21 protein-coding genes are annotated in these 21,752 nt (G+C 63.3%); 14 read left to right on the forward strand and 7 right to left on the reverse strand.

The window, feature by feature from the left end; translation table 11 throughout:
- Positions 1 to 9: 9 nt before the first annotated feature.
- From ABMC89_RS14355 to ABMC89_RS14365, 3 genes are all read right to left on the reverse strand, one after another.
- Complete coding sequence (locus ABMC89_RS14355) at positions 10 to 1,266, reverse strand: peptidoglycan-binding domain-containing protein (RefSeq protein WP_349569090.1); 1,257 nt, start codon at positions 1,264 to 1,266, stop codon at positions 10 to 12.
- A gap of 136 nt (positions 1,267 to 1,402) precedes the next feature.
- The gene (locus ABMC89_RS14360) at positions 1,403 to 2,425 is read right to left on the reverse strand and encodes a hypothetical protein (RefSeq protein ID WP_349569092.1); all 1,023 of its coding nucleotides are present in this window, start codon (positions 2,423 to 2,425) and stop codon (positions 1,403 to 1,405) included.
- A 41-nt stretch (positions 2,426 to 2,466) separates the two neighbouring features.
- Positions 2,467 to 3,243 (reverse strand): hypothetical protein, encoded by a 777-nt coding sequence (locus ABMC89_RS14365; RefSeq protein ID WP_349569094.1) that lies wholly within the window; start codon positions 3,241 to 3,243, stop codon positions 2,467 to 2,469.
- Positions 3,244 to 3,288: 45 nt separating this feature from the next.
- Between ABMC89_RS14365 and ABMC89_RS14370 the strand changes: the two genes are divergently transcribed.
- Complete coding sequence (locus tag ABMC89_RS14370; RefSeq protein WP_349569096.1) at positions 3,289 to 4,329, forward strand: hypothetical protein; 1,041 nt, start codon at positions 3,289 to 3,291, stop codon at positions 4,327 to 4,329.
- 8 nt (positions 4,330 to 4,337) lie between these two features.
- Here ABMC89_RS14370 and ABMC89_RS14375 read toward each other — a convergent pair whose 3' ends face one another.
- Positions 4,338 to 5,180: a hypothetical protein gene (locus ABMC89_RS14375; protein ID WP_349569098.1), complete on the reverse strand. Its 843-nt coding sequence runs from the start codon at positions 5,178 to 5,180 to the stop codon at positions 4,338 to 4,340.
- Positions 5,181 to 5,226: 46 nt separating this feature from the next.
- Between ABMC89_RS14375 and edd the strand changes: the two genes are divergently transcribed.
- The 3 genes from edd to hpaR all read left to right on the forward strand — a co-directional run bounded on the left by edd (position 5,227) and on the right by hpaR (position 8,520).
- Positions 5,227 to 7,035, forward strand: coding sequence for a phosphogluconate dehydratase (gene edd / locus ABMC89_RS14380; protein WP_349569100.1), 1,809 nt, complete (start codon positions 5,227 to 5,229; stop codon positions 7,033 to 7,035).
- Between the two features lie 3 nt (positions 7,036 to 7,038).
- A complete protein-coding gene (eda, locus tag ABMC89_RS14385; protein ID WP_349569102.1) occupies positions 7,039 to 7,677 on the forward strand; it encodes a bifunctional 4-hydroxy-2-oxoglutarate aldolase/2-dehydro-3-deoxy-phosphogluconate aldolase in 639 nt (212 codons plus the stop codon).
- A 384-nt stretch (positions 7,678 to 8,061) separates the two neighbouring features.
- Positions 8,062 to 8,520, forward strand: coding sequence for a homoprotocatechuate degradation operon regulator HpaR (hpaR, locus tag ABMC89_RS14390; RefSeq protein WP_349569104.1), 459 nt, complete (start codon positions 8,062 to 8,064; stop codon positions 8,518 to 8,520).
- Between the two features lie 8 nt (positions 8,521 to 8,528).
- On the opposite strand, the gene ABMC89_RS14395 is transcribed toward hpaR, so the two are convergent.
- Positions 8,529 to 10,178 carry a sulfatase-like hydrolase/transferase gene (locus ABMC89_RS14395; RefSeq protein ID WP_349569106.1) on the reverse strand — a complete coding sequence of 550 codons (1,650 nt, stop codon included), beginning with the start codon at positions 10,176 to 10,178 and terminating at the stop codon, positions 8,529 to 8,531.
- A 212-nt stretch (positions 10,179 to 10,390) separates the two neighbouring features.
- On the opposite strand from ABMC89_RS14395, the gene ABMC89_RS14400 reads away from it, so the two are divergent.
- Together ABMC89_RS14400 and ABMC89_RS14405 are read left to right on the forward strand one after the other, a co-directional pair.
- Positions 10,391 to 11,323 (forward strand): lipid A-modifier LpxR family protein, encoded by a 933-nt coding sequence (locus tag ABMC89_RS14400; RefSeq protein ID WP_349569108.1) that lies wholly within the window; start codon positions 10,391 to 10,393, stop codon positions 11,321 to 11,323.
- Positions 11,324 to 11,454: 131 nt separating this feature from the next.
- On the forward strand, positions 11,455 to 12,528 hold the full coding sequence (locus ABMC89_RS14405) for a Hint domain-containing protein (RefSeq protein WP_349569110.1): 1,074 nt from the start codon (positions 11,455 to 11,457) through the stop codon (positions 12,526 to 12,528).
- 12 nt (positions 12,529 to 12,540) lie between these two features.
- Here ABMC89_RS14405 and ABMC89_RS14410 read toward each other — a convergent pair whose 3' ends face one another.
- Positions 12,541 to 13,113 (reverse strand): TlpA disulfide reductase family protein, encoded by a 573-nt coding sequence (locus ABMC89_RS14410; protein ID WP_349569112.1) that lies wholly within the window; start codon positions 13,111 to 13,113, stop codon positions 12,541 to 12,543.
- A 23-nt stretch (positions 13,114 to 13,136) separates the two neighbouring features.
- On the opposite strand from ABMC89_RS14410, the gene argH reads away from it, so the two are divergent.
- From argH to ABMC89_RS14440, 6 genes are read left to right on the forward strand one after another with little or no spacing between them, the layout of a single operon-like run.
- Positions 13,137 to 14,528: an argininosuccinate lyase gene (gene argH, locus ABMC89_RS14415; protein WP_349569114.1), complete on the forward strand. Its 1,392-nt coding sequence runs from the start codon at positions 13,137 to 13,139 to the stop codon at positions 14,526 to 14,528.
- On the forward strand, positions 14,525 to 14,698 hold the full coding sequence (locus ABMC89_RS14420; protein ID WP_349569116.1) for a hypothetical protein: 174 nt from the start codon (positions 14,525 to 14,527) through the stop codon (positions 14,696 to 14,698). The genes argH and ABMC89_RS14420 overlap by 4 nt, the downstream gene beginning before the upstream one ends.
- Positions 14,695 to 14,862 (forward strand): hypothetical protein, encoded by a 168-nt coding sequence (locus ABMC89_RS14425; RefSeq protein WP_349569118.1) that lies wholly within the window; start codon positions 14,695 to 14,697, stop codon positions 14,860 to 14,862. The genes ABMC89_RS14420 and ABMC89_RS14425 overlap by 4 nt, the downstream gene beginning before the upstream one ends.
- Entirely contained in the window at positions 14,862 to 15,179 is a 318-nt protein-coding gene (locus ABMC89_RS14430) for a DUF2834 domain-containing protein (RefSeq protein WP_349569120.1), read from the forward strand. The genes ABMC89_RS14425 and ABMC89_RS14430 overlap by 1 nt, the downstream gene beginning before the upstream one ends.
- A gap of 32 nt (positions 15,180 to 15,211) precedes the next feature.
- A complete protein-coding gene (gene lysA, locus ABMC89_RS14435) occupies positions 15,212 to 16,477 on the forward strand; it encodes a diaminopimelate decarboxylase (protein WP_349569122.1) in 1,266 nt (421 codons plus the stop codon).
- Positions 16,478 to 16,514: 37 nt separating this feature from the next.
- Positions 16,515 to 19,148: a TIGR02302 family protein gene (locus ABMC89_RS14440; RefSeq protein ID WP_349569124.1), complete on the forward strand. Its 2,634-nt coding sequence runs from the start codon at positions 16,515 to 16,517 to the stop codon at positions 19,146 to 19,148.
- Positions 19,149 to 19,176: 28 nt separating this feature from the next.
- Here ABMC89_RS14440 and ABMC89_RS14445 read toward each other — a convergent pair whose 3' ends face one another.
- Entirely contained in the window at positions 19,177 to 20,001 is an 825-nt protein-coding gene (locus ABMC89_RS14445; RefSeq protein ID WP_349569126.1) for a zinc-ribbon domain-containing protein, read from the reverse strand.
- A gap of 167 nt (positions 20,002 to 20,168) precedes the next feature.
- On the opposite strand from ABMC89_RS14445, the gene ABMC89_RS14450 reads away from it, so the two are divergent.
- Together ABMC89_RS14450 and ABMC89_RS14455 are read left to right on the forward strand one after the other, a co-directional pair.
- A complete protein-coding gene (locus ABMC89_RS14450) occupies positions 20,169 to 20,846 on the forward strand; it encodes a cell division ATP-binding protein FtsE (protein ID WP_349569128.1) in 678 nt (225 codons plus the stop codon).
- Complete coding sequence (locus ABMC89_RS14455; protein ID WP_349569130.1) at positions 20,843 to 21,751, forward strand: cell division protein FtsX; 909 nt, start codon at positions 20,843 to 20,845, stop codon at positions 21,749 to 21,751. The genes ABMC89_RS14450 and ABMC89_RS14455 overlap by 4 nt, the downstream gene beginning before the upstream one ends.
- Position 21,752: the final 1 nt, after the last annotated feature.

Genomic DNA, 21,752 nt, shown 5'->3' on the forward strand with positions numbered 1-21,752 from the left:
GTCGAGGCATCAGTTGCTCAGCAGGCTCGCGTCTGTCGCAGGTGCCGTGAAGGTCATGACCGGAGCTGCGGCGCCCTGTTGCTGCGGCTGCGGTGCGACGGGTTGCAAGACGGCGGGCTGTGTCGGCTGCTGGGCCACGGCAGCCGGCTGACCCGTGCTTTGGGGCGCAAAGATGTCGAGGGCCGATGGCGCCTGTTGGGGAGCCACGACAATCTGCTGTTGCGGCGCTGTTGCCCCTCCGGTGCTCGCAAAGATCGCGTTGTTCTGAGGCTGCTGTATGGGCTGAACCTGCTGCGGCTGCGGTGCAGCCTGGGCGGGCGCACCGAAGAGGGGCTGCTGTTGCTGTTGCGGCATCTGTTGCTGGGTGGGGGCACCGAAAAGCGGTTGCTGCTGCGGTGCGGTCTGGGGTGCGAACCCAGCAGTCCCCTGTGTCGCGGGCTGCGCCCCAAAGACCGGCTGAGGGGGCGGAGGTGTCGCGAAACCTGCGGATGTCGTGGGCGTGCCAAACTGGTTGTTCTGTTGTGGCAACTGTCCAAAGTTCGACTGCGGCACGGGCGCTGCGCCAAAACCGGTTGCACCGCTGGCAGCGGCAAACTGGGCCTGTGCCTCTTGCATCAGATTTTGCGGCAACGTGTAGCCGGCAGCGGTTGACGCCATGGCAAGGGACTGGACCTGCGGGACTTGCATCGGGTTCTGGCCCTGCGACGCCAGAAATGCGGCACGGGCGTTTTGGGTGCCAGCCCCGTTGATGCCATCGATTGTCCCGCGGTAGAATCCCAGACGCTGAAGGCTTTGCTGAAGCATGACCACTTCGTTCAGGTTGAGTTGACGGTCAGCGAAAGCGGGTGCTGGCGCGGCAAATCCGACACCCGTCAGGGCGAGGAACTGCGCGCGGGTCATCTGGCCGGTTGCCGCTTCGCCACGGCTCGCCTGGAATTGCGAGATTGCCGCGCGGCTTTTGGGGCCAAGCGACCCGTCCACGACACCTACATTCAGCCCCATGTTGTTGAGAGAGGTCTGTATCTGGCGACGCTCGTCGCGTGTGAACTGGCTGTTGAGGCTGGCAGGCACATTTGCACGGTTCTTGACCGTTCGGGTGGTTCTCTTGGCCGTTGCTCTTTTCTGGGCCTGGCTGTTGCGGACGCTCTGGTTGATCGCCGCACCGATCACGCCGCCGATCAGGGCATCCTTGAGATCCGCGTAAACAGGGTTTGGGGCGCTAAGCGCGAGTGACAGGGCGATTGCCGAACTCATTGCAATTTTCATGATATGGTCCTCTCTCGGAACTGAATTGATTTGCGCATAGATTAAATGAATTGCATCGACTGTATTCGGAACGGGCCGCTTGTGTCTACGCTCTTGACCGGTCGCGCCGGGCTGTCTGGGGTCGCGCCGAAGGGCGCTATGACCCGTCAGGATCGGCCTTGCCCCGCGCGTTGCCGTTGGAGGAGGGCGGTGTCGCGAAATAGGTATTGGACAGTGCGATCGCCGTTGCCAGCAAACCGAACAGCGTGGCGAGCGCAACGGGGATGGTGTCTGCCGCGATCCTCTGTGTCCACGAGACCGGAATGATCGTGGGCGCGCTGCCGATGCGCGTCAGCCGCAGGGCGCTGTATTGCGACGGGCTTGTCGCGACCATGTCAAAAGCGGGGCTGAGCCTGCTGAGGTTGGTTACAAACAGCGTCGCGACGATATCATCCTCGGCGTTTCCGGCGGGGGCCGTTGCGCCCCGGTCCCAGAACGGCCCGCTCTGCCGCGCGAAACCGATGCGGTCCCCGGGGTAGAAATCTCCCTGGGCCACCAGCGATGGCCGGCGGGTGATGCCGAGGGTCTGGCGGATTTCGTACCGCGCTTCGCGGAGCAGCATTTCGTGGCGTCCGTCGGGCAGGTGCCCGATGCTGATGCGTCCCCGCATCGGGATCAACGGGCGTTCCGGACCGTCCCACGGAATTCTCAGAATGCTGCCACCCGTGACTTGAAGCTCGGCGGGACTGTCGTAGTCGGCCTGACCATCGCGCATCCGGTATCCATCGATGATGACGGGTTTGGCTGTCTCTTCCTTGCCCACCAGAAGAAGAAGGAAAGAAGGGTCGCGCCCCTGAAAGGTCAGCGTGTACCCTTCGCTCCACCTCAGCGTGATGTCGGCCAGCCGGTGCTGTTCGTAAAGGCTGTTGTCGCAATCCGCGACATCGATGCTGCTGGCCCTGGAACCCTCATTCGTTCGCAGGCATATGGAGGCGTCGGGCAGCTCCCAATCCGGCGAGCTTTCGTTCACGGTGCGGACAACAAGGTATTCAGTCGATGCAAAGACGGTAAAGGACTGCTTTCGCGGAAGCACATAATAGATGACGAATGCCACGAAGATGATGGTCAGCCCGGCGCGTGCGATGCGCCCCGAAAAGCCGACCTCGGCGCGGTACGCCAACAGCCGCCGTCCCGCAGCCAGTGTCCTGCTGAAGACCGCGCTTATGGTGCTACTCCCAGGAAAATCACGGCGCTGCGCGGCGCGGAGACCCGTCCGCGATACAGCCGTTTATAGCCGAATCTGAGGGTCGCATCCGCATGCGTCGGCATATATTCTGCGGGAATGGTGAACGAGCACCTGAAGTTGTAGGCCAGCGCATCGGGGCTGTCTATTCGCGCGCAGGCAGGCTCCAGCCTGATCCGGGTCGATCCTGCCTCGATCAATTCCGCCTCCGCCAGCAATTCGTCGGCCCGTGCGATGTTCATATTGAGCATCAGTTCGATGTCCTGATCCTCAGCCCCCAGGGTCTCTGCGCCCTCATTCCAGAAATTCGCCAGATATTGGCGATCCGTTTTAGAGGTATCGCCAATACACCGGCCTTTTTCCAAAGTGATACCGCTGTTGTCCGGCGACACCTCGGAAATGATGTCCTCGTATCTGGAAATGAAATTCAATCTTGCACGGCGCGTATTCACTTCTTCGGGAACGTTGAACTCGACGAGCGCGGTGTAATTGCCGACGATTGTCGTGATCCGCGCACATATCGTGGTCCCCAGCCACTCTTCGGGAATGACGGCTTCGATCTGTGGCCTTTGCTGTTCGGGAAGGTCGGATCCGATCACATGCAAACCGCGAAGCCAGTTCGGTTTGGAAATCAGTGTGCGTTCCGGATCCGTTTCGCTGATGACCAGACCTTCGAGCGGCAGCACGTCCTGCGCCGTTGCCTCGCCCGCAAACAGCAGTGCCGAAAGAAGAATTGACAGGCGCTTCACGGTCATGAACCTTTCGGGAACTCCTTTTCTCCCGAAGGTTAGGCGATTGTGATGTTGTTGCGAAGTCTCTTTATACTGGTCCTGCTCGCCGGTGCGGGACACAGCGCTGACGTGGCGATGGTCGAAGACGATCTGGGGCAGGCGCTGTTGTTCGAAAACCGCGGCCTGTGCTACGCGGTTTTGCCAAATCACGTCTCCGCAACCAAAGACCGCGTTGCCCTGTTCGCGCCGTCCCCCCAAACCGTCGGCACCGCCGAGATTTTCTGGCGCGATACCGATAACGATGTCGCGCTTGCCTACGTCGAGGGCGCATTGAGCGATAGGTGTTCGATCACGTTCGACGCGCTGCCCACAGACCTGTCCGGGGTCCACGTGACAACGGAGACCGGATTGATAAAGAGCGTGCATTTCGACGGCGCGTTCTTTGACAGGATCGGTGCCACGTTGATCGATGTGGACGACACTTTCGTGACCGTCAGGCTATCGGACGCGGGCACCGATGCGGACGTGATACAGGGGCTGTCCGGGGCGGTCCTGTCGGTTGCAGGCACGCTGAGCGGGATTGCCATCGATGCAGGAGACACCGGGGAGGCGCGTTTCCTCCGGATTGATCGCATCCGCGCGCTCATCGGGCGGCAGCTCAGCGCCACCTTGCATCCCAGCACACAGGCCATCGGCGCGGCGTCCAGCGGCTACGGATACCGCGTCACGGAGTTCGATGCAGGGGAGGGATCTGGCGTAATCGGACTTGAGCCGGGGGATCAAGGATCAACTTGGATCAGCGAATGGAGCGGCGCGCCGGTCAATTTCGAAATCACCCTGTCGAATACAGAGATACTGCCACTGAACAAGATTTCGATCTTCAGCTTCGTGTCCTCCACGACGACCCCGCCCCGCAGGATCAAGATCCTGATAGACAGAGGTCTTCCCGCCAGTCCCTACTGGACGCCGATTGCCACCCCCGATATGTCACCCACCGGCGTTTTCGAAGCTGCAACGGGCGGCACATGGGCGCGCAGGATCAAGATACAGATCGTCGATGTGTGGTATCCGGAGCGGAGCCTTAGAATTGACCAGCTGGTGGTCGAATAGGCAGCGCGTCACTCCTTGAGATCGATCTGGACCTGAACAAATTCGACATCGTTATAGTTCATGGTCCCGCGCATCACACCGTCATTCCCCAAATTCAAAACGGCCGATATCTTTTTGCGGTTCGGGAAAGACGGGGTAAGCTGGATCGCGTTGCCGACCTGCCGGATATAGCAACTTTTCTCGCCGCCCCAGCAATCAGCGCCGCGGGCGGCGCGCACGCGATACAGAACCTGCCCCTGATTTTCGAGGTACGTGCCGCCATTGTCCGTGACCCACGCGGCGATATTCAGAGCGGCGCTTCGATCACCGGCAAATTGAATCCGCAGGTTCGGGGAGCTGTCCAGTATCGCCTTGATCGCCGCCTCGCGCATGACCGGATTGGTAGAGAAAAGCGCGTGTTCTTTCGCGATCCTCTGCAATGCGGGGTCCTCCAGCTTCAGCATTTGCTGGATCAGCGCATATTGCATTCGCGGATCGGGGTTTTGCAGGGCCAACTGATACTTGCCGATATCCTCGACCTGCTTTTCGGCGTTTGATATGATTTCCTCGAAAGTCTGCGCCGACCCGAGAGTGCCCATCGCGCAAAGAGCGGCTGCGAGGAATGACATTTTGATGCTCAAGATCGTCTTCCTTTCGTGTCGCGCGTTTATAAATATTTTGGATAACGCGGTTTGGATTGACAAGAATTTTCTGGCTGTGGTTTGCGTCCCGCAGGGTTGCAGGGCGTTTGCGCGGCGGATCAGCCTGACAGGTCGCGGGATGACCGCCAAATTCCACAGACGTTGATTTGTTCGCGCGCACAGGTCACTCTGGTCGGGAAATGCCGGGTTTCTTTTTCGCGGAAACCTCATTATGTTAGCGCTAACTAATGTTGAACCGAGCCTTTAGGATCTGCCCATGACACTGCACCCGAAGCTGACCGAGATCACGGACCGTATCGTCGCACGCAGCGCAGACACGCGCGGCGCCTATCTCGACCGTATGGACCAAGCGCGGCGCAAGGGGCCGTCGCGCGGGCATCTGTCGTGTTCCGGTCAGGCCCATGCCTATGCGGGCGCGGGCCCGGATCAGGACAAGCTGGCCACGGGGCAACAGGGCAACCTCGGGATCGTGACGGCCTATAACGACATGCTGTCGGCGCACCAGCCCTACGAGCGCTACCCCACTCTCATCCGGGATGCGATCCGCGCGGCAGGCGGCACCGCGCAGGTGGCGGGCGGGGTGCCCGCGATGTGCGACGGCGTCACCCAAGGCGAGGCGGGGATGGAGCTGAGCCTGTTCTCGCGTGACGTGATCGCGATGGCCGCCGGTGTCGCCCTCAGCCATGCGACGTTTGATGCGGCTGTATTCCTTGGCGTGTGCGACAAGATCGTGCCGGGTCTGGTGATCGCGGCGCAGGTTTTTGGCCATTTGCCGGCCGTGTTCATCCCCGCAGGGCCGATGACCAGCGGGCTGTCGAACGACGAGAAATCGAAAGTCCGCCAGAAATTCGCCGCCGGTGAATGCGGGCGCGACGAGTTGATGCGCGCCGAGATGGCCGCCTATCACGGTCCGGGCACCTGTACCTTTTACGGTACCGCGAATACCAACCAGATGCTGATGGAATTCATGGGCCTGCATCTGCCCGGCACCAGTTTCATCAATCCCGGCAATGATCTGCGCGATGCGTTGACGGTGGAAAGCGCCCGCCGCGCGCTGTCCCTGTCCGATCTTGGCAATACCTATACGCCGGTGTGCGATATCCTGAACGAGAAGGCTTTCGTGAACGGCATCGTCGGGCTGATGGCGACGGGCGGATCGACGAACCTGCTGATCCATCTGGTGGCCATGGCGCGCGCCGGTGGCATCGTTCTGGACTGGCAGGATTTCTCGGAAGTGTCCGATCTGGTGCCGCTGATGGCGCGGGTCTATCCCAACGGGCTGGCGGACGTGAACCATTTCCACGCAGCAGGCGGTCTGGGCTATATGATCGGCCAGCTTCTGGATGCCGGGCTGCTCCATCCCGACACAAGCACCGTCGCGGGCGGGGGGCTGTCGCTTTATACCCAAGAGCCGTTCTTGAAGGACGGCACCGTGGCCTGGCGCGAGGGCACACGCCAAAGCCTGAACGACAAGATCCTGCGCCCTGCAAGTGATCCCTTCCAGTCCAGCGGCGGCCTGCGGCGGCTTGCGGGCAACCTTGGCACCGGTGTCATCAAGATATCGGCGGTTGCGCAGGAGCATCAGGTCGTGGAGGCGCCGGTGCGTGTTTTCCACGATCAGGACGCGGTCAAGGCGGCGTTCAAGGCCGGAGAGTTGACAGACGATGTCATCGTCGTGGTCCGGTTTCAGGGGCCGAAAGCGAACGGCATGCCCGAACTGCACAGCCTGACACCGCTTCTGGGGATCTGTCAGGGGCGCGGGCAGAAGGTGGCGCTGGTCACCGACGGGCGCATGTCCGGCGCGTCGGGCAAGGTGCCTGCCGCGATCCATGTCTGCCCCGAAGCGCTGGACGGCGGACCGATTGCCAAACTGCGCGACGGTGACATGCTGCGGGTGGATGCGCGGGCCGGTACGCTTGAGATCCTGACAGAGGGTGTGCTGGACCGTCCTGCGGAAACCGCGGACCTTACGGGAAATCACTATGGCACCGGTCGCGAACTCTTCACCGCGTTTCGCGCGGCAGTGGGTGCCGCGGACAGTGGCGCAAGCGTATTCGGGAGCTGAAGCATGACAGGCCAGACGCATTTCATTCGTGAACTCGCGGGGCTTGCCCCGATCATCCCTGTGCTAGTGGTCGACGACGTGGCCGATGCGGTGCCGCTGGCGCAGGCGCTGGTGCGCGGCGGCCTGCCGGTGCTCGAAGTCACCCTGCGCACCTCCTGCGCACTGGATGTGATTGCGGCGATGTCCGCCGTCGAAGGCGCGCGGGTCGGCGCGGGAACGCTGGTCACACCGCAGGATGTGAAGGCCGCGATGAATGCGGGTGCGACCTTCGGCGTGTCGCCGGGCGCACCGGAGGCGCTGCTGTCGGCGTGCGAGGCCGCCAAACTGCCGTTTCTGCCCGGGGCGGCAACAGCGACAGAAGCGATGACGCTCGCCGCGCGCGGCTATGATATCCTTAAATTCTTCCCCGCCGAAGGGGCGGGCGGGATCACCACCCTGAAAGGTCTGGGCGGGCCGTTGCCGCAGATTTCATTCTGTCCCACCGGTGGTGTCAGCCCCGAGAACGCAGAGCGGTATCTGGCCCTTCCGAATGTCGTCTGTGCGGGCGGAAGCTGGATCGCACCCGCCGAACTGGTACGGGCAGGCGACTGGGCGCAGATCGAAGAACGCGCGCGCGCAGCGTCTAGACTGTCACGCGGTTAAGCCGGCGCACCGGACCGCTTGCTGCACATGCGCAACAGCGCCCAAACCCCGCCTGCGGGCCGATGGAACAGTGTTCTGGTTTCTTTGCATTTTTCATGATATTATTCTGTGAGGGGAGAGATCTCGCTCATCGGAGGATGTGCGGGGGACAACTATTCTAACTGAGCTTTGATGCGGCCGTTTTGTCCGCATGATTTTTTGCCGTCAGGAGTTTGCGTTGTATCGAGCGCGAAGACGGGACCGAATGACGAGACGCAAAAGCCTCAAATAGCAAGAAATATCTGATAAACAGTTTGTTAACTGAAAAGATCAGGCTGAAGTCTCGCATGGCTCTTTAATTGGTTGTTGCGTCAACTCGCAGATAGTAGACGATGGGCGGCAGTGATGACAGATAGCAAGCACGGTGGCATGGAAACAAAACTGGAACAGACCGAAAGGGCCCTGCCCATCGCGTTGCTGAGGGCGCGCGAGAAGGTGATGGGGCCCGTGCGCGAAATGTTAGCCAATGCACCAGTGAACGAACAGAAATGGCGGGTGCTGCGGGTGCTCGACGAAAGCGGCGCGCAGGACCAGAACAGCATCGCCCGGGCGGCCTGTCTGCTGCTTCCCAGCCTCACCCGTATCCTGCGGGCGATGGAATGCGATGGCCTGATCTCGCGCTGCCCGGACCCAGAAGACAGGCGCCGCAGCATCGTGACCATTGAACAGGGCGGTCGCGATATCCTCGAGAGGTACAAGGACCAGGCGCGAAAGATCACGGCGGATTTGCGCGAGTCTTTCGGTGCCGACAAGCTCGACAATTTACTCGATCTTCTCGAAGACCTTCAGCGCACCAAGGTCTAGACCTTCGCTTACTCCTCGCGGGTCGGCCGGTGTTTCTGCCGGACAGGCCCTCTGTAGCGTTCGGTCAGATCGTCGGGCACTTCGCTTCCGTCGTAGAGAAACGGCAGGATCCCCCGTCTGAGGGACCGTCCCCGCGACGCCTCGATATCGGCATCCGACCTGGTCACGCGCTGGGACATCCGCCGCCCCCACCTTGCAAGCGCATCGTAAAGAACGCCCAGGGCAGGGTGGTCGTTACCGTGCTTGGCCAGATCGTTGAATTCATCCGGATCGGTTTCCAGATCGAAGAGCATCGGCCGGAACCCGCCCTCTGCATGGATCAGCTTGAACCGCCCGTCAAAGACCATGAACAGCCGTGCGTCCCGCGGTTGAAGACCGAGCTTCATGCATTGCGGCGTCGCCGAGTAATCGTATTCCGAGATCGCCACCTCGCGCCAGTCGGGGGTCTGCCCGTGCAGCCATGGCATCAGGGACCGGCCTTCGATGATGTGATCGGGCACGGCGCCGCCCGCGGCCTCGACAAAGGTCGCGGCCAGATCGATGCTTTCGACCAGTGCATCGCAGGTCGTCCCGCGCGTTGCATCCGCGGCGCGGCGCGGATCGTAGACGATCAGCGGCACCTTCACCGATGCCTCGTGGAACATGTCCTTCTCGCCCAGCCAGTGATCGCCCAGATAATCGCCGTGGTCCGAGGTCAGGACGATCATCGTGTCGTCCATCCGTCCGGTATGCTCCAGATGATCCAGCAAGCGGCCCAGCTGGTCGTCGCACTGTTTGATAAGGCCCATGTAGGCGGGAATTACCTTTTCACGGACCTCGTCGCGCTGGAAGGCCGACGCGATCTTGCTTTCCATATAGGCTGCCAGAACCGGATGCGTGTCCTCGCGCTCCGCCTCGTGGCGTTTGGCCGGGGGCACATGGGCGGGGCCGTACATATCGTTGTAGGGCGCGGGCACGATATAGGGCCAATGCGGTTTGATATAGCTGACATGCGCGCACCATGGCCCTTCCTGCCGGTCGATGAAATCGATCGTGCGCGAGGTAAGCCAGGGCGTTTCGCTGTCGGGCTCGGCAATGTTCGCGGGTTTGTCCGCGTTGCGAAACATCCACCCCGAAGCGATCTGGTCGTTCGATACGGCGGCATTCGCGTAATCGGCCCAGGGATTTTCGCCGTCGTATCCCCTTGATTTGAGGTATTCATTATAGGGCGAGCGTTTCTCGTCGTAGTAGCCGTCCGGCCCGTAGCCCCACAGGCCGTCATCGCGGATCCAGACATCAAAGCCGCATTCGGCCTGCCGTGCGCCGATCACGCTGTCGGGCGACAGGCCCAGCCGCGCCATCCCCTCGGCGTCTGCCTTCATATGGGTCTTGCCGATCAGCCAGCAGTCCATGCCGAGCTTGCGCAGATGATCGCCCATCGTCTGCTCGCCCACCCGCAGCGGAAACCCGTTCCATTGCGCGCCGTGGCTTGAGGCATAGCGGCCCGTGTAGGTGCACATCCTGCTGGCCCCGCAGATGGGCGACTGGACGTAGGCATTGGTAAAGCGCACGCCCATCGCGGCAACGCGGTCGAAATTCGGGGTGTCGAGATGCGGATGCCCCGCGCAGCCGAGATAGTCGAAACGCAGCTGGTCATACATGATGAAAAGGATGTTCAAGACACAGCTCCGGTCTGATGTATGCAGGGATCGCCGCGGCCCTTGCGCGGGCCGGCAACGCGCCTTTGCCTGTATTTTGGTCGCGCGACCGTGACACGAAAAGCGCAGCCATCACAAGTTCGCCGTTCGGCGGTGCCGCGCACCTTGGCGCGCCCGCGCGGTTCACGCTACCAAGTAGGCCGCTGGGGGGCGAAAACAGACGGAATACACTCATGCTTCGCAGCCTTCTCGCCGCGCTTGTCGGTTCGTGCTTTCTTGCAGTCGGATTGTCCGATGCTGCCATGGCGCAGGACCGCAACAGGCTGGGCTATGGCCGGTTGATGAGCAATGACTACATCGGCGATGGCAAGGACCGCTGGCGCACGGGGTCCTGGACGTCCTCGCGGGTCTGGGGAAAGACCGACTGGCAGGGATCGGCGCCGTCGCAATTCGGTGATCTGGTCGAACTGCGCCTTTCGTTTGAAATTCTCGCCCCCGAGAACCTTTCCGCACCGGCGGTCGGTGACCGGCCCTATGCCGGATCGCTGTCGGTGGGCGCGCATACGCATTTCGACTGGAACGGGCTCGAAACCTCGATGGGCGCCGATCTGGTTTTTACCGGCTCGGGCACGGGGCTGGGCAAGCTCCAGCAACAGCTCCACGAAGCGTTCGGCGTGGACGCGCCGTCCGAAGCGCTGCTGGATGCGCAGATCGGCGGCGGTCTGCATCCCACTGTGGTGGCCGAACTCGGGCGCACGCTGGATCTGGGCCCGGCGCTGAGGTTGCGGCCCTTTGTCGAGGGGCGTGCGGGCGCCGAAACCATGGTGCGCGCGGGCATGGATCTGACGATCGGGCGCATCGGGCAGGGTGAATTCATGGTACGCGAAAGCGTGACCGGCCACCGCTACCGCGTCATCCAGAATTCTGACACCACCGGATTTTCCTTCCTGCTGGGTGCCGATGTCGCGCATGTCGCGGACAGCATCTACCTGCCCGAAGACCGCGGGTACGAGCTGACGCCAAGCCGCGACAGGCTGCGCGCGGGCGTCCATTGGCAGGGCAGGACCGCGTCGGCCTTCTATGGTCTTACCTATCTGAGCGAGGAATTCGAAGCCCAGACCGAAGGCCAGTTGACAGGATCCGTCCGGATCAACCTGAGCTTCTAGGTGCATCCGCCTCGTTCTTGTCGTCGTCCGTGCAACAGTTTTATGTCCTGAGACATAAACGCTCTTCCGCAGGCGAATCATCTTTGCTAGCCTTGTGGGAATAAAAAAAGAACGAGGCAGGCGTAACAGATATGGGAACGGGCTTTCGTGGCACGTTCGTCATCTCTTGGTCGCAAACAGAAATTGATGGTCTTGACGCTGCACCCGTGCAGTCGTTGAGCGTAGGGGGCGCATGGGCGTGGCGCGGCGATGCCGTGCGCGTGGACGGACCATCGGATGTGTTGCGGCTGGACAGGGCGGACGGCGCAGAAGAATTGCGCAAACGGGCGGCACGCATGGTTCACCGTTTGGTGGGTGCGGCGTTGGAACGGGAAACCGATCCGCGCGCGACGCTTCGGGCTGCCGACACTTCCGTGCCCTTGATGGACAACAGCTTCGTCGTCACAGATGGCTCCAAAAGCTACAGTGTGACCCTGATCGAGGTCGGTCGCGGCGCGCAGCCGCTGCTGATGTTTCTCGATGAGATGCCGCCGCGCAATTGCGACCTGTGGATCGTTCACCACACTCTGGGAACGGTGCCGCCCTCACCGGATATGTCGCAGCGGGGCGGGGTAATCTGCTTTACGCCGGGCACCATGATCCGGACCGAATACGGCCTTGAGAGGATCGAGGATCTGCGCGAGGGCGACATGGTGCAGACCAAGGACAACGGCCTGCAACCGCTGCGCTGGATCGGCCAGCGCCGCATGACCGGCGCGCGTCTGTTTGCGATGCCGCGTTTGCGCCCCGTGCGCATCGCGGGCGATGCGCTGGGCCTCGACCGGCCGGATCAGGATCTGCTGGTATCGCCCGAACACCGCGTCTTGGTCAAAGGGCCCGCAGCGCAGGAGCTGTTCAATACCTCGGAAGTGCTGGTGGCGGCGAAGGACCTGATAAACGGTCGAACGATCACCGTGGATACCACCCTGCGCGAGGTCACCTATATCCATATCCTTCTCGACCAGCATCAGGTTCTCTGGGCAAACGGGGTCGAAACAGAAAGCTTCCACCCCGCTTCCGCCGCGCTGACCACGCTGGACAAGGAAGACCGCAACCGGCTTCTGGCGGCCTATCCCGAGCTCGAATACGACCCGCATACCTACGGCAGTTTTGCGCGCCGCACGCTGTCGCCCTCCGAGGCGGCGATCCTGAACCACGCGGCCTGAGCGGGGGCGCTCTCAGCCTTCGGCGCGGCCCTCGACCAGCGCTTTTACGATGGATTTGGCGCTGTCGGATGACCAGTCCGCATCCCCGCGCAGGCGCGCGATCTCGCGGCCTTGCGGGTCAAGCAGGACGGTGATCGGCAGGCCGAAGATACCCATCTGGCTGGCAAGCTGCTGCTGCGGGTCCTGATGGCGGGGCAGATTGTCGACACCGATGTCGTCAAAAAACTTCTGGATGCCCTGTGGCGAATTGCGTCCCGTGGCGATGGTGAGCACCTCGAAATCCTCGCCGCCGAACTCCCGCTGCAGTTCGGAGAGCTGCGGCATCTCCTTGCGGCAGGGCGCGCACCAGGTTGCCCAGAAATTCACCAGGACGTATTTGCCGGAATAATCGGCCAGCGTCGCGGTCCCCGCACCGTCGGCCAGCTCGAAGGCCGCGCCCGATGTCGCCTGCGGGGTCTCGTGCACCGCCAGTTTTTTCATGTCACCGTCGCGCAGGGGCAGGATTGTGTCCGCATCATTTGCCCATGCGGGGCTGGTCCCCAAGGCAATGGCCGTATAGACGATGGCGAGCGATATTTTCTTCATGAGACCCTCCGCGGGATAGGCAGATGACTGACAAGACTTCCAACAAGATGTGGGGCGGCCGTTTCGCCGCCGGACCCGATGCAATCATGGAGGCAATTAACGCCTCGATCGGGTTTGACAAGCGTATGGCAGCCCAGGACATTGCAGGCTCTCGCGCCCACGCGGCGATGCTGGCCGCGCAGGGTATCATCGAAGCTAGCGATGCCGAGGCGATACGTGAAGGGCTGCTCACGGTCTTGTCAGAAATCGAGGACGGAAACTTCGAATTCTCCGCCGCGCTGGAGGACATCCACATGAACGTGGAAGCGCGCCTGAAAGAAGTGATCGGAGAGCCTGCCGGGCGTCTTCACACGGGCCGGTCGCGCAACGATCAGGTGGCGACGGACTTCAAACTGTGGGTGCGGGACCAGCTCGACGCGTTCGAGGGTGCGCTCCTCGCTCTGCTGCGCGCGCTCCTCGCACAGGCCGAGAGCGGTGCGGACTGGGTGATGCCGGGGTTCACCCACCTGCAAACCGCGCAACCCGTCACATGGGGCCATCACATGATGGCCTATGTCGAGATGTTCGGCCGTGATCTGGGCCGCGTGCGCGACGCGCGGGCGCGGATGAACGAAAGCCCCCTCGGGGCGGCGGCGCTGGCGGGGACATCCTTTCCCATCGACCGCGATGCCACGGCAGAGGCTCTGGGCTTCGACCGGCCTGCGGCCAACAGCCTTGACGCGGTGAGTGACCGCGATTTCGCGCTGGAGTTTCTGGGTGCCGCCAGCATCTGCGCGATGCACCTGAGCCGTTTTGCCGAAGAACTGGTGATCTGGTCCTCGGCGCAGTTCCGTTTCGTCAGCCTGTCGGACAGGTTCTCGACAGGGTCGAGCATCATGCCGCAAAAGAAGAACCCCGATGCAGCCGAGCTGATCCGCGCCAAGGTGGGTCGGATATTCGGCGCCAACGTCGCGCTGATGATGGTGATGAAGGGGCTGCCGCTGGCCTATTCCAAGGACATGCAGGAAGACAAGGAACAGGTCTTTGACGCGGCGGACAACCTGATGCTGGCGCTGGCCGCCATGGAAGGTATGGTCAAGGACATGACCGGCAACCGCGAAAACCTTGCAGCCGCGGCGGGCAGCGGGTTTTCGACCGCGACAGATCTGGCCGACTGGCTGGTCCGCGTGCTGGGTTTGCCGTTCCGCGACGCGCATCACATCACCGGCGCGCTTGTCGCCACCGCCGAGGCGCAGGGCTGCGACCTGCCGGACCTGACGCTGGAGCAGATGCAAGCCGCCCACGGCGACATCACCGAAGATGTATTTTCCGTGCTCGGGGTGGAAAATTCGGTAAACTCGCGCATGTCCTACGGGGGAACCGCCCCCGCACAGGTGCGCGCGCAGATCGCGCGCTGGAAGGAGACGCTGGGATGAAACGCCTTGCCATGGTGCTGACGCTTGCAGCCGTCGCCGCCTGCGGTGTGGACGGCGAACCCGTGCAGCCGGCGGGCGGGGCCACGGTCACCCTGTCGAATGCCGGCGCTTCGGTCGGTGGCACCGTGGGTCTGCGCCGGGGCCCGCTGACGCTGGGGCTGGGATTTTGAGACTGTTGTGTGCATTTGCGCTGGGCGCATTGGTCGCGGGCTGCGGCGCACTGGATGCCGATGAAGACACCGGCTATACCTCGCCGCGACAGCAACCGTCGGTGACGACGCCGGGGATCAGCCTGTCGGGCTATGCCAATGTCGGCGTGATACGGAGATACTGATGTCAGTTCTACGCATGATCTATCTTGCGCTGGCCGTCTGGGGCGCGATCCATCCGATGTATTATTTCGTCACATGGTTCCGCGAGAACGGTTGGGACATCATGGCGATGGTCGACGCGTGGCACGTCAATGCGGCGACGAGCGGTCTGGTCTGGGATCTGACCATCGCGGCTGTGGCGTTGACGGTCTGGATCATCGCCGAAGTCGCGGTCCGCCGGAACTGGGGCGCGTTGATCGCCATCCCCGCCACCTTCTGCATCGGGGTAAGCTGTGGCTTGCCTCTTTACCTGTTTCTGCGCGCAGCGCCTGTGAAATAGGCCGGATAAGAGTTTAAGGGCAAAATAGAGAAATGGACCATTTCCTGTACCGCGACGGGGCGCTTTTTGCCGAAGACGTTGCAATCTCCGAGATTGCGGCCACGGTCGGCACGCCTTTCTACGTTTATTCCACGGCAACGCTGCTGCGGCATTTCCGTGCTTTCGACGAAGCGCTGGCGGGCATGGACCATCTGGTCTGCTACGCGATGAAGGCCAATTCCAATCAGGCGGTGCTGAAAACTTTGGCACAGGCCGGTGCGGGAATGGATGTTGTCAGCCAAGGCGAGTACCTGCGCGCAAAGGCCGCAGGCGTGCCGGGGGAGCGGATCGTTTTCTCCGGTGTGGGCAAAACCGCCGAGGAAATCCGCGTGGCGCTGACCGGCGGGATCCGCCAGTTCAACGTCGAAAGCGAGCCGGAGATGGAGCAGCTGAGCGCCATCGCAACCGAGTTGGGTGTCGAGGCGCCGATCACCGTGCGGGTCAATCCCGATGTCGATGCCAAGACCCACGCCAAGATTGCAACGGGCAAATCCGAGAACAAGTTCGGGATACCGATCGCGCGTGCGCGCGAAGTCTACGCGATGGCCGCGGCGTTGCCGGGTCTGAAGGTCATCGGTATCGACGTGCATATCGGCTCGCAGCTAACTGACCTTGCACCCTTCGAGGCGGCCTATGGCAAAGTGGCCGAGCTGACCGAGGCGCTGCGGGCGGACGGCCACGAGATAATACGGCTCGATCTGGGGGGAGGCCTTGGAATCCCTTACGAAACCGGCAATCAGGCGCCGCCGCTGCCCTCTGACTACGGCGCTATGGTGGCGCGCACATTGGGCCATCTGGGCTGCGAGATAGAGATCGAACCGGGACGGCTGATCGCCGGGAACGCGGGCCTGATGGTGTCGCGGGTCATCTACGTCAAATCCGGCGAGGGGCGCGATTTCCTGATCCTTGACGGGGCGATGAATGATCTGATCCGCCCCGCGATGTACGAAGCGCATCACGACATCATCGCGGTAGAGGAGCCTGCGCCGGGCGTCGAGCGCCAGCCCTATGACATCGTCGGGCCCGTCTGCGAATCCGGCGACACATTCGCCAAACAGCGCATGATGCCGCCGCTGGTTGCGGGCGATCTGGTCGCGTTTCGCAGCTCCGGCGCTTACGGGGCGGTCATGTCGTCCGAATACAACTCGCGCCTGCTGATCCCCGAGGTGCTGGTCAAGGACGATCAATTCGCGGTTATCCGCCCACGGCCGACCTTTGACGAAATGATAAATCGCGATACCATCCCCGAATGGTTGTAGGCGCGTGTCGCGCCTTGGCCCGACGAGCGAGGCGCGCATGACTTCCTTTACCCCCGACGATCTGACCCGCACGATGGACCGGCTGCGCCGGCCGCTGGCGCTGACCCGCTGGGGAATGCGTGCCGAAGTCGCGGTGCGCGCGCTCTGGCCGCTGCTGAGCGTCGTTCTGGTGGCGCTGGCCGCTGCCATGCTGGGCCTGCACGAGGTGATCCCGCTAGAGGCTCTGTGGGCCGTTGGCGGGCTTACCGTGGCGCTGGCGCTATGGTCTCTGATCTACGCCCTGCGCCGGTTGTCCATGCCGTCCGAGCTGGACGCGATGATGCGGCTCGACCGGAGCCTGCCGGGACGGCCCATCACGGCACTGCTGGACGATCAGGCAATCGGGGACAGCGATGCGGCATCAGCGGCGGTGTGGCGTGCCCACAAGCGCCGCATGGCCGAACGCGCTGCCCGCGCCGAAGCGGTGCCGGGCGATCTGCGGGTGTCGTCGCGCGACCCCTATGCGTTGCGCTACGTTGCCGCCCTCGGGTTCATGGTCGCGCTGGCGTTCGGCTCGATCTGGCGGGTTGGTACCATCGACGACATGGCGCGGGGCGCAGAGGCCACTTTGGCCAGCGGGCCGGTCTGGGAAGGCTGGGCAGAACCGCCGCGCTATACGGGCAAGCCCACGTTCTACCTCAACGATCTTGCGGCGGGCGAATTGACCCTGCCGGTCGGCACACTGATCACCGTGCGCTTTTACGGCGAGCCGGGCGCCTTGACCCTGAGCGAGGCGGTATCGGGCCGCGCCGATCCGCCGGATGCGGGCGAAGACGATGCGCCGCCGCAGACGGCCTTCGATTTCAAGGTTCTGAGCGATGGCGAGATCGCGATCGAGGGACCGGGCGGCCGCGCATGGTCCGTTGCCGTGCGTGCGGATGAGGCTCCGGAAATCACCATTCTCGGCGCGCCGGACGTGGCGGCCATGGGCGAGATGCAATTGCCCTTCGCGGCAAAGGATGACTACGGCGTGGAAGCGGGCGAGGCGCGCTTTGCGCTGGACCTCCCGGCGGTAGAGCGCCGGTACGGGCTGAGTGTGGACCCCGAGCCGCGTCCCGAAATCGTCGTGCCGCTGCCGCTGCCGATCTCGGGCGATCGCGCCGGTTTCGAAGAAAATTTGGTGGATGATTTCTCCCAGCATCCCTGGGCGAACCTGCCGGTGACTGTCGCAATGACCGCGCTGGATGCGGCAGAGCAGATGGGACAGACGGCACCGATGCAGATGACCTTGCCGGGGCGCAGGTTCTTCGATCCGGTCGCGGCTTCGGTGATCGAGATGCGCCGCGATATCCTGTGGAGCAGGGAGAACCTTGGCCGGACGGCACAGGTCCTGCGGGCGGTCAGCTATCTGCCCGACGATGTGTTCCGCGCGCAAACCACCGCGCTGCGTCTGCGCAAGCTGATCGACCGGCTGGAGATGCACGCGAAATACGGGCTCGACCCCGAAACCCAGAATGAGATTGCCAAGGATATGTGGGATCTGGCGCTTGAGCTGGAGGAGGGCGATCTGGACGATGCGCGCGAACGGATGCGCCGCGCGCAGGAGCGACTGAACGAGGCGATGAAGAACGGTGCCTCGGACGAGGAAATCGCCGAGCTGATGCAGGAATTGCGCCGCGCCACCGAAGAGTACATGCAGCAATTGCAGCGCGAGCAGGCGCAGCGTCAGGATGACGGGCAACAGCAGCAGGGCCAGCAACAGCAGGGCGAGTCCATGCAGATGACGCAGGACGACCTGCAACGCCTGATGGACCGCATTCAGGAACTAATGGAACAGGGCCGCATGGCCGAGGCCGAACAGGCCCTGCGCGAGTTGCAAGAGATGATGGAGAACATGCAGGTCACGCAAGGCCAGCAGGGGCAGGGCGGTCAATCGCCGGGCGAGCAGGCGATGGAAGGTCTGGCCGAAACCCTGCGCAACCAGCAAGGGCTGAGCGATCAGGCATTCCGCGATTTGCAGGAGCAGTTCAATCCCGGCGCCCAGGCCGGCGAGTCCCAGGGGAACGAGGGGCGCAACGGCGGACAGGGACGTGGCCAGAACCACGAAGGCCAGCAGGGCCAAGGCGAGGGTCAGGAAGGGCAACAGCGCGGCGAAAGCGGTGGTGGCGAACAGAGTCCGAGCGAGGGTCAGGGCCAGGAACAATCCCTCGCCGAGCGCCAGCAGCAGCTGCGGGATGAGCTGAGCCGACAGCAGGGTCGCCTGCCGGGGCAAGGCTCTGCCGAAGGAGAGGCCGCGCGGGACGCGCTGGACCGTGCGGGCCGCGCGATGGACGAGGCCGAGCAGGACCTGCGCGAAGGCGATCTGCCCGGCGCGATCGACAACCAGTCGCAGGCGATGGAAGCATTGCGCGAGGGGATGCGGTCGCTGGGCGAGGCGATGGCGCAGGAACAACAGAACCAGCAGCCCGGACAGGGAACTCAGGAAAGCGACCGCCGCGCCCAGAGCGAGGATCCACTCGGCCGCAGTCAGGGGACCAACGGCGCCACCGGCAGCGATGAACGTGCCGATCTCAACCCGGATGCCTACGGGCGCGCGCGCGAACTGCTGGATGAAATCCGCCGCCGTTCCGGCGAGGCGGGGCGGCCCGAGATCGAACTGGAATACCTCAGGCGTCTGCTGGATCGTTTCTGATCTGTACCGGCCAGCGGTACAGGCGCGATCAGCTGCCGCCTGCGCCTTCGGCGCCGGAGCCCTCCAGAACACCCCTGATCTGGGTGTCGATCCAGATACGTCCGCGATCCACGGCAGAGGTATAGGCCGCCAGCGGCGGCGCCAGTGCGGGTACGGATGTCGCAAGACGCGGCGCGAGAATATAGATAGCAGACAAGACGATAAAGATCAGCACCACGGTCAGGAAACCGGTGCGGAAACCGCGCCGCTTGCGCTGGTGGGTCGGTGCGTCTATGCGTGGCGCGTCCTCTTGGGCGGCGTCGTTCCCGCCCGAGGCACCGGCCCGCAATGTCGAGTTTATCTCCTCGATATCGGGCAGCATATCGCGGCGTGACCGGAGGCCTGCGGCACTGGCCTCCGCATCTTCGACGGCAAGCTCGTCGGGATCCTCGCCACGCATGCGGGCCATTCTCTCGCGTGCCTCGCGGGCGCGGCGGTCGGCTTCTTCCTTGCGCGGTTGCGGTTCGGCATCAAGGCCGAGATCGGGCTGGCTTTCCAGGCCGCCACCGCTCTGGCCGGCGCGGCGCGCGGCCTGTTCGGCCTCGGCCTCCTGCCGCAGGATGTCGGCTACGGCAGGGTCAAGCTGCTTGCGCTTTGGCTCCGGCGCGGGCGGAGGGGGCGGCGGCGGTGGCGCGACCTCCTCGTCGTCGGCGGTGACAGGGTCGTCTTGGGGCAATTCGGCAGGAGCATGGTCGGGGTGGTGCTGAAACCACGTCTGACCGCAGTTGGAACACTGCACGTCCCGACCGGTCGCAGGCATCACGTCATCTGGCACTTCGTATTGCGCATCGCAATTCGGACAGATCAGCCTCATCTTTCGCCCCGCAGCATCAGTTTATGCTCTGTATTTGCTCGTTAACGAACAGCATAGGCTGTAAGACCAGATGCGAAAAGCGTAATTTGGCCTGTAGCCGTTGGCTGCAAAGGATTGAAACCGGGCTGGTGCTGCGGCACAACAGGCACAGCAAAAAGGGGCGGCGCGTGATCGAGCTGGAAAATGTGGCCTATAGCTACGGCGGGGGCGAGCTGTTTTCGGATATTTCGCTGAAGCTCGCACCGGGATCGTTCCATTTTCTGACCGGTCCCTCTGGGTCGGGAAAGACCACCTTGATGAAGCTGTGCTACGGGGCGCTGTTACCCACGGCGGGCAACGTCCGCCTGTTCGATTCCGATGTGCGCGGGCTGAGCCGCGACGATGTTGCGCTGCTGCGCCGCCGCGTGGGGGTCGTGCATCAGGATTGCCAGTTTCTGGATCACCTTCCGGTGCATGAGAACGTGGCCTTGCCGCTGAATGTCTCGGGTCGCAATGCCGAGGCCGCGCGCGAGGACCTGTCCGATCTGCTGCACTGGGTGGGGCTGACCGACCGCGCCAACGCGATACCGCCCGAATTGTCCGGGGGCGAGCGGCAGCGCGCCGCACTTGCGCGCGCGGTGATCATGTCGCCCGATGTGGTTCTGGCCGACGAGCCTACGGGAAACGTCGACTGGGACATGTCACAGCGCCTGCTGCGGCTGCTGATCGAGCTGAACCGCATGGGCAAGACCGTGCTGGTCGCCACCCATGATCTGAGCCTGATCCGCGCGACCAAGGCGCATGTACAGGCGCGGGTCCTGCGGATCGCAAACCGGCGTATCCAGCTGGCGGGGGCGGATCTGTGAAGAAGCTGCGTAAACTGCTGCGCGGGACTTGGTCGTCCGACGCTCAGGCCGACAGGGTTGTCCCGCCTTCGGGCTTTACCGCGCAGCTGACGGTTTTTGCCGCCGGCGCGATGGCCTTCCTCGCGGTTTTCGCGCTGGCGCTGTCACTGGCGGCGGGGCGGCTTGCCGACCGCTGGGGCGAAGAACTGGGCCGGTCGGCAACGATCCGGATCGCTGCACCCGATGACCAGCAGCAGGCCCAGACCGGCGCGGCCCTGCGCATCCTCGAGACGACGCGCGGGGTGCAGACCGCCCGCGCGCTCAGCGACGACGAACAGGCCGCTCTGCTTGCCCCGTGGTTCGGGGCGGAATTGGCGCTGGACGCGCTGCCGGTGCCGCGCCTGATCGAGGTTATCGAAACCGCCGAAGGCATGGATGCCGCCGGCCTGCGCCTGAGGCTGGCCGCCGAGGTGCCGGGCGCGGTTCTGGACGATCACTCGCGCTGGCGCGAGCCGCTGGTGGACGCGGCGGCACGGCTGCGCAGCCTCGGCGTGGTGTCGATCCTGCTGATCGTGCTGGTGACCGGTGCGATGGTCACCCTGGCCGCCAACGCCGCACTTGCCGCCAATGCGCAGGTCATTGCCGTGCTGCGGCTGGTGGGGGCCACGGATGACTATATCGCCCATGCCTTCATCCGGCGTTTCACCCTGCGCACCCTTGCGGGGGCTGCAGGGGGCGTTGCGCTAGGGCTGATCGCGGTGCTTCTGATGCCCGGCGGCAGTGACGAGACGGCAAGCTTTCTGACCGGGCTCGGCTTTAGGGGCTGGCATTGGCTGATACCGCTGACAATTCCGCCGCTGGCTGCCGGGGTCGCATTTTTCGCCACCCGCCGCGCCGCACGCAGCACTCTGGAGGAGCTTTCGTGAT

The sequence above is a fragment of the Sulfitobacter sp. HNIBRBA3233 genome, from assembly GCF_040149665.1.
Lineage (GTDB): Bacteria > Pseudomonadota > Alphaproteobacteria > Rhodobacterales > Rhodobacteraceae > Sulfitobacter > Sulfitobacter marinivivus.

What these genes read in the sequence shown, in the direction of transcription:
- hpaR (WP_349569104.1), top strand. Translation starts at nt 8,062, where the DNA reads ATGACAGATAGCAAGCACGGTGGCATGGAAACAAAACTGGAACAGACC.
- ABMC89_RS14445 (WP_349569126.1), bottom strand. Translation starts at nt 20,001, where the DNA reads ATGAGGCTGATCTGTCCGAATTGCGATGCGCAATACGAAGTGCCAGAT.
- ABMC89_RS14400 (WP_349569108.1), top strand. Translation starts at nt 10,391, where the DNA reads ATGCTTCGCAGCCTTCTCGCCGCGCTTGTCGGTTCGTGCTTTCTTGCA.
- argH (WP_349569114.1), top strand. Translation starts at nt 13,137, where the DNA reads ATGACTGACAAGACTTCCAACAAGATGTGGGGCGGCCGTTTCGCCGCC.
- edd (WP_349569100.1), top strand. Translation starts at nt 5,227, where the DNA reads ATGACACTGCACCCGAAGCTGACCGAGATCACGGACCGTATCGTCGCA.
- eda (WP_349569102.1), top strand. Translation starts at nt 7,039, where the DNA reads ATGACAGGCCAGACGCATTTCATTCGTGAACTCGCGGGGCTTGCCCCG.
- ABMC89_RS14370 (WP_349569096.1), top strand. Translation starts at nt 3,289, where the DNA reads ATGTTGTTGCGAAGTCTCTTTATACTGGTCCTGCTCGCCGGTGCGGGA.
- ABMC89_RS14355 (WP_349569090.1), bottom strand. Translation starts at nt 1,266, where the DNA reads ATGAAAATTGCAATGAGTTCGGCAATCGCCCTGTCACTCGCGCTTAGC.
- ABMC89_RS14410 (WP_349569112.1), bottom strand. Translation starts at nt 13,113, where the DNA reads ATGAAGAAAATATCGCTCGCCATCGTCTATACGGCCATTGCCTTGGGG.
- ABMC89_RS14375 (WP_349569098.1), bottom strand. Translation starts at nt 5,180, where the DNA reads ATGAGGTTTCCGCGAAAAAGAAACCCGGCATTTCCCGACCAGAGTGAC.
- ABMC89_RS14430 (WP_349569120.1), top strand. Translation starts at nt 14,862, where the DNA reads ATGTCAGTTCTACGCATGATCTATCTTGCGCTGGCCGTCTGGGGCGCG.
- ABMC89_RS14440 (WP_349569124.1), top strand. Translation starts at nt 16,515, where the DNA reads ATGACTTCCTTTACCCCCGACGATCTGACCCGCACGATGGACCGGCTG.
- ABMC89_RS14420 (WP_349569116.1), top strand. Translation starts at nt 14,525, where the DNA reads ATGAAACGCCTTGCCATGGTGCTGACGCTTGCAGCCGTCGCCGCCTGC.
- ABMC89_RS14365 (WP_349569094.1), bottom strand. Translation starts at nt 3,243, where the DNA reads ATGACCGTGAAGCGCCTGTCAATTCTTCTTTCGGCACTGCTGTTTGCG.
- lysA (WP_349569122.1), top strand. Translation starts at nt 15,212, where the DNA reads ATGGACCATTTCCTGTACCGCGACGGGGCGCTTTTTGCCGAAGACGTT.
- ABMC89_RS14405 (WP_349569110.1), top strand. Translation starts at nt 11,455, where the DNA reads ATGGGAACGGGCTTTCGTGGCACGTTCGTCATCTCTTGGTCGCAAACA.